Here is a 6,584-nt window from a genome sequence, read left to right as displayed (position 1 = left end):
GCGCCCCCACCGGCGAACCTCGGAGGTTCGCCGGTGGGGGCGCGGACGGGGCGCGGGTCAGGCCGTCAGGCGGGCGATCGCCTCGTCTACGGTCAGTTCCTCGCGCTCGCCGGTGCGGCGGTTCTTGAGTTCGAGCACGCCCTCGGCCGCGCGCCGGCCGGCCACGAGGATCTGCGGAACACCGATCAGCTCGGAGTCGGTGAACTTCACGCCCGGGGAGACACCGGCACGGTCGTCGACGAGGACGCGGACGCCGGCGGCGGCCAGCTTCTGCGACACGTCGAGGGCCAGCTCGGTCTGCAGGGCCTTGCCCGCGGCGACCACGTGCACGTCGGCCGGGGCGACCTCCTCGGGCCAGACCAGGCCGTGCTCGTCGGCGTGCTGCTCGGCGAGGGCCGCGACCGCGCGGGAGACACCGATGCCGTAGGAGCCCATGGTCACCCGGACCGGCTTGCCGTTCTGGCCGAGGACGTCGAGCTTGAGGGCGTCGGTGTACTTGCGGCCGAGCTGGAAGATGTGGCCGATCTCGATGGCGCGGTCGAGCTTGAGGCCGGTGCCGCACTTCGGGCAGGGGTCGCCGTCCTGCACGACCACGACGTCCACGTACTCGTCGACCTCGAAGTCACGCCCGGCGACCAGGTTCTTGGCGTGCGTGTTCTCCTTGTTGGCGCCCGTGATCCACGCGGTGCCCGGCGCGATACGCGGGTCGGCGATGTACTTCACCTTGTCCAGACCCTGCGGGCCGACGTAGCCGCGGACCAGGTCGGGGCGGCCGACGAAGTCCTCGGCGCTGACCAGCTCGACGGTGGCGGGGGCGAAGTGCGCCTCGACCTTGCCCATGTCGACCTCGCGGTCGCCGGGCACGCCGACGGCGACGATCTCGCCGTCCACCTTGACGAGGAGGTTCTTGAGGGTGGCGGAGGCGGGAACGCCGAGCGAGGCGGCCAGGGTCTCGATGGTGGGGGTGTCGGGGGTCGGAATCTCCTCGGCCGCGGGCACGCCGGAGGCGTCCACCGGCTTCACCTCGTACGTGATCGCCTCGGTGTTGGCGGCGAAGTCGCCGTTCGGGCAGTCGGCGAAGGTGTCCTCGCCGGCCTCGGCCGGGGCGAGGAACTCCTCGGACTTCGAGCCGCCCATCGCGCCGGCGGTGGCCGCGACGATGCGGTAGTCCAGGCCGAGGCGCGCGAAGATGCGCTGGTAGGCCTGGCGGTGCAGGGCGTAGGACTCGGCGAGGCCCTCGTCGGCGAGGTCGAAGGAGTAGGAGTCCTTCATCAGGAACTCACGGCCGCGCAGGATGCCGGCGCGCGGCCGGGCCTCGTCCCGGAACTTGGTCTGGATCTGGTAGAGGATGACCGGCAGGTCCTTGTACGAGGACGCCTGGTCCTTCACCAGCAGGGTGAAGATCTCCTCGTGGGTCGGACCGAGGAGGTAGTCGCCGCCCTTGCGGTCCTTCAGGCGGAAGAGCTCGCCGCCGTACTCGTCCCAGCGGCCGGTCGCGTCGTACGGCTCCCGGGGCAGCAGGGCGGGCAGCAGCACCTCCTGCGCGCCGATCGCGTCCATCTCCTCGCGCACGATCCGCTCGACGTTCGCGAGGACCCTCTTGCCCAGCGGCAGCCAGCTCCAGATGCCCGCGGCGGTGCGGCGGACGTAACCGGCGCGGACCAGCAGCTTGTGGCTGAGGACCTCGGCGTCCGCCGGGTCGTCGCGCAGCGTCTTGGCCATCAACTGGGACATGCGCTGGACCGGTGCGTTCGCCATGGTTCTCGTACTCCTGCCGGGTATGGGTGATGGCTAGGAGGTTAGCCGGGCGGACTGGGCCGGTGGAAATCGGTTAGCGGGCGCCACCCGCGCGGCGGCGCAGCGGCAGCGGGGCGCCCATCACGGCGTAGGGCTTCGGCGCGCTGGGGAAGAGGACCTGCCGGGCCAGGTCCACGTAGCCGAGGGAGTGGTAGAGGCCGCGGGCCGGGCTGTCGGTGTCGATCGCGGAGAGGATCGAGCGGGGCTCCGCGGCGGTGTCGGTGATGGCGGTGATCAGGGCGCGGCCGATGCCGCGGTTCTGGTGGCCGGGGTGGACGTGCAGCTCGGTGATGACGAAGGAGTCGTCGAGCCAGTCCTCGTGGCCGCGGGCGCGCAGATACGGTTCGACGACGGTGGACCACCAGTGCGTGCGGTCGTTGGGCATGCCGTACACGAACCCGACGAGCCGGCCGTCGGCGGTGGTGGCGCCCAGCGCGCGGGCGCCCCGGCAGGTCATGTGGCGCAGCACGATCTGGCGGCGTACGGCGACCTCGTCAGCGCCGAGTCCGAAGGCGACGGCCTGCACGGCGAGCGCCTCGTCGACGCGGGCCGGGAGGTCGAGGGGGCCGATCACGACGTCGTCGGGGCGGTGGGAGCCGTGACCGGGAAAGTGCGCCATGCCGGGGAGACTACCCGGCTCACACCGGCCCCTGAACAGCGCATCGATGGGCATCCGGAACAGTGCGCGCGGAAACGCCCCGACCGCGTCTGCGCCATGATCCGTCGGACGGTCCTAGAACAGCACGCTCATGAACGCCCCGACCTCCTGGAAGCCCACCCGCAGGTAAGTCCGCCGGGCGGCCGTGTTGAAGTCGTTGACGTACAGGCTGACCACCGGGGCGACGTCGGCCAGCGCGTAGCGCAGCACCGCCGCCATGCCGGGGGCCGCGAGGCCCTGGCCCCGGTACTCCGGCGCGACCCAGACGCCCTGGATCTGGCAGGCCCGGTCGGTGGCCGCGCCGATCTCCGCCTTGAACATCACCTTGCCGTGCTCGTCGAGGCGGGCGAAGGAGCGGCCGGAGCCGACGAGTTCGGCGACCCGGGCCTGGTAGAGCAGGCCGCCGTCACCGGCGAGGGGGGAGACGCCGACCTCCTCGGTGAACATCGCCACGCAGGCCGGCATGATCGTTTCCATCTCGTCCTTGCGGACGCGACGGACGCCGGGGTCCGGGGCGATGTCGGCCGGCATGCGGTCGGTGACCATGAGCGGCTGGTGAGCGCGGACCTCGCGGGCCGGGCCCCAGCTCGGTTCGAGCAGCCGCCACAGCTGGGTGGTGGGTTCGGCAGGTCCGACGATGGAGGAGCAGCGGCGGCCGGCCCGCCGGGCCCGGTCGGCGAAGGCCCGCACGGCGCGCGGGGTGGCGCAGATCGGGACGAGGTTGGCGCCCGCGTAGCACAGGGACGTCAGCATGCCGTCCTCGTACCAGCCCCACATCTCGCCGCCGAGCCGCCACGGGTCGAGGCCGGCGACCTGTACCCGGGACAGCACGAAGGCGTTCGCGACCGGCTCGCGGTCGAGGACGGCGAGCGCGGCGTCCAGGTCGCTCGGTTCGAGCACCCGCGAGGTGGTCTGGGTCAACACGTACGGGGCCTCACGCTGGGGTTCTGCTGATCTCCGCACTGTACCTGGCGAATCCGGGCGGCGCCGCCCCCCGGGGGAGCGGGGCCCCGAGGCTCTGGAAGGTGAGCGATTTTCGGCCGGTATGGGTACACGTTGGTCAGGTGTGGCTTGGGGAAAGCGGTGATCACGGTGGCATCCATGCCGGAGGGGCGTCTCCGTCCGGAACGACGAGGGGAAGGGGCCACGAGCGCCGCGAGCGCGGCGCTGGAGCCCGGCTTCCCCCTCGCGGTGCTGCACGGCTTGGGCACGGGCGTCCTCACCCTCGACAGCGCGGGACGCATCACGTTCGTGAACGCGTGGGCCGAGCGGCTGCTGGGCCGGTCGGCGGCCCAGATGCTCGGCCAGGACGCCCATGACCTGCTGCACCGCGGCCCCGACGGCAGCCCGGTGCCCCGCGAGGAGTGCGCGATGCGGGCTCCGCTGCTCGGCGACCGGGCCGTCGAGCAGGGCAGCGAGGAGTTCTTCCTGCGGGCCGACGGCACGACCGTGCCGATCATCTGGTCGACCACTCCCCTGCTGCTGGAGGGCCGGCCGGCCGGGCTGGTGGTCGTCTTCGACGACTTCAGCACGCATCGCGCGGCCGAGGAGCGGGCCGCCGCGCACACCGCGGCGCTGGAGGCTCTGACGGCCCGGCTGAACCTGCTGGCGGACGTCTCCTCGGTGCTGATGTCCGCCCTGAAGGCGTCCGGGAGGATGCGCAGGCTGCTGCGCGTGCTGGTTCCGGGGCTGGGCGACTGGGCGGCGGTGGCTCTGTGCTCCCAGCGGTCCGGGACGCTGGAGCGGGTCGCCGTACGCTGTCCCGCGCATCCGCGCCGGGCCAGGCGGCTGGAGGGGTCGCTGCCGCTGCTGTCGGCCGACTCCCGTGCGGCGGTGGAGCGAGTCATGGGCGCCGACGAGCCCGTGCTGCTGACCGCCGAGGAACTGCGGGATCCTCAGTCTCCGCTCGCCGCGACCCACGCGAGGCTGTTCGAGCGCCTCGGCGGCCACTCGGCCGTGGTGGTGCCGTTGTGCGCCCGCCGGAACCGCTACGGGCTGCTGACCGTGGGCCGCGCAGGGAACTCGCCCGTCCCCACCGACGCCGAGATACGACTGCTCGCCGACATCGGCCGCCGGGTCGGGCTGGTGCTGGACAGCACCCGGCTCTACGAGGAGCAGCGGAACGTCTCCGAGACCATGCAGCGCCAGCTGCTCGCCCCGCTGCCGCAGGTGAACCATCTGCGGATGGCCGCCCGTTACCTGCCCGCGCAGAGCGCCATGGAGATCGGCGGCGACTGGTACGACGCCTTCCTGCTCGCCGAGGGCGTGATGGCCCTGGTGATCGGGGACGTGGTCGGCCACGACCTGAAGGCCGCCGCGCACATGGCGGAGGTCCGCAACATGCTGCGCGCCCTGGCGTGGGACCACCAGAAGCCGCCCAGCCTGATCATGTGCCGGCTGGACGAGGCGGTGACGAACACCAGCGACGCGCCCATGGCCACGCTCGTCTTCGCCCGGATCGAGGGGCCGGAGGGCGGGCCGTGGCGGCTGAACTGGGTCAATGCCGGGCATCCGCCGCCGCTGCTGGTCACCCGGGACGGCGACACCCGGTTCCTGACGGACGGACACGGCCCGCTGATCGGGATGAGCGCCACCCTGCACCTGGGCCTGAGCTGGCCCGACGCCTACGAGGACCTTCCTCCCGAGTCCACGCTCCTGCTCTACACCGACGGCCTGGTGGAGAGCCGGGGCCGCCCGATCGACCTGGGCATGGCCACGCTCCGGCACCAGGCCTCCGTGCTGGCCCGGCGGCTGACCGAGGGGACCGTGGACGACTTCTGCGACGCGCTGCTGGAGCGCATCAGGCCCAGCGGTGACGACGCCGCCCTGCTCGCGCTGCGCGTGCCGGCGAGCGGTGCGGGCGCCCCCGGCGACGTGAGCCCGCCGCCGCCCGAGCAGTCCCCGTTCACGAGTCCGGCGGCACCGGACCGGGCCGCGCCCGGCTCCCTGCAGGAGGACTCGCCGGTGGAGGACCCGACGCGCCGCGCGCGGGAGGAGTAAACGTCACCGGGACGCGGCTCCTGGGGAGCGGGGTTCAGCCCGCGACCGAGACCTCCGGCTCGCCGGAGGCCACGCCGTCGGCCTCCATCTGCTCGGCGATCTTCATGGCCTCCTCGATCAGGGTCTCCACGATCTTCGACTCGGGCACGGTCTTGATGACCTCGCCCTTGACGAAGATCTGCCCCTTACCGTTGCCCGAGGCCACACCCAGATCCGCCTCACGAGCCTCACCAGGACCGTTCACCACACAGCCCATCACAGCGACCCGCAGCGGAACCTCCATGCCGGTCAGCCCCGCGGTCACCTCCTCGGCCAGCTTGTACACATCCACCTGCGCCCGCCCGCACGACGGACACGAGACGATCTCCAGACCACGCTGACGCAGCCCCAACGACTGAAGGATCTGCAGACCGACCTTGACCTCTTCCACCGGCGGCGCCGACAGCGAGACCCGGATCGTGTCACCGATCCCCTGCGACAACAGCGCACCGAAGGCCACCGCCGACTTGATCGTCCCCTGGAACGCCGGACCGGCCTCCGTCACCCCCAGATGCAGCGGATAATCACAGCTCTCGGCCAGCTGCCGGTACGCCTCGATCATCACCACCGGATCGTTGTGCTTCACGGAGATCTTGATGTCCCGGAAATCGTGCTCCTCGAACAGCGACGCCTCCCACAGCGCCGACTCCACCAGCGCCTCCGGAGTCGCCTTCCCGTACTTCTGCAGCAGCCGCCTGTCCAGCGAACCCGCGTTGACCCCGATCCGGATCGGAGTCCCGTGGTCCTTCGCCGCCCTGGCGATCTCCCTGACCTGATCGTCGAACTTCTTGATGTTGCCCGGATTCACCCGCACCGCCGCACAACCCGCCTCGATCGCGGCGAACACGTACTTCGGCTGGAAGTGGATGTCCGCGATCACCGGGATCTGCGACTTCCTGGCGATGGTGGCCAGCGCGTCCGCGTCGTCCTGCGTGGGACACGCCACCCGCACGATCTGACACCCCGACGCCGTCAACTCGGCGATCTGCTGCAACGTGGCACCGATGTCCGACGTACGCGTCGTCGTCATCGACTGCACCGACACCGGGGCGTCCCCACCCACCGCCACCGGCCCGACCTGGATCTGCCG

5 protein-coding genes are annotated in these 6,584 nt (G+C 71.7%); 1 reads left to right on the top strand and 4 read right to left on the bottom strand.

The annotated features are described in order from the left end of the window. Nucleotides 1–57: 57 nt before the first annotated feature. From BZY54_RS35585 to BZY54_RS35575, 3 genes are all read right to left on the bottom strand, one after another. Entirely contained in the window at nucleotides 58–1,758 is a 1,701-nt protein-coding gene (locus tag BZY54_RS35585) for a proline--tRNA ligase (protein ID WP_086729447.1), read from the bottom strand. 73 nt (nucleotides 1,759–1,831) lie between these two features. Then, nucleotides 1,832–2,416, bottom strand: coding sequence for a GNAT family N-acetyltransferase (locus BZY54_RS35580; protein ID WP_086729446.1), 585 nt, complete (start codon nucleotides 2,414–2,416; stop codon nucleotides 1,832–1,834). 114 nt (nucleotides 2,417–2,530) lie between these two features. Continuing rightward, nucleotides 2,531–3,379 (bottom strand): GNAT family N-acetyltransferase, encoded by an 849-nt coding sequence (locus BZY54_RS35575; RefSeq protein WP_086729445.1) that lies wholly within the window; start codon nucleotides 3,377–3,379, stop codon nucleotides 2,531–2,533. Nucleotides 3,380–3,556: 177 nt separating this feature from the next. Here BZY54_RS35575 and BZY54_RS35570 point away from each other — a divergent pair, with 177 nt between their 5' ends. Beyond that, the gene (locus tag BZY54_RS35570) at nucleotides 3,557–5,455 is read left to right on the top strand and encodes a SpoIIE family protein phosphatase (protein WP_086729449.1); all 1,899 of its coding nucleotides are present in this window, start codon (nucleotides 3,557–3,559) and stop codon (nucleotides 5,453–5,455) included. A gap of 34 nt (nucleotides 5,456–5,489) precedes the next feature. On the opposite strand, the gene ispG is transcribed toward BZY54_RS35570, so the two are convergent. After that, on the bottom strand, nucleotides 5,490–6,584 hold a 1,095-nt coding region (gene ispG, locus BZY54_RS35565; protein ID WP_107419912.1), incomplete at its 5' end, for a flavodoxin-dependent (E)-4-hydroxy-3-methylbut-2-enyl-diphosphate synthase.

The organism is Streptomyces carpinensis, assembly GCF_002154505.1.
Taxonomy (GTDB): Bacteria; Actinomycetota; Actinomycetes; order Streptomycetales; family Streptomycetaceae; genus Streptomyces; species Streptomyces carpinensis.
The sequence above is the reverse complement of the archived record's forward strand: the minus strand, read 5'-3'. Positions and strand labels throughout refer to the sequence as shown.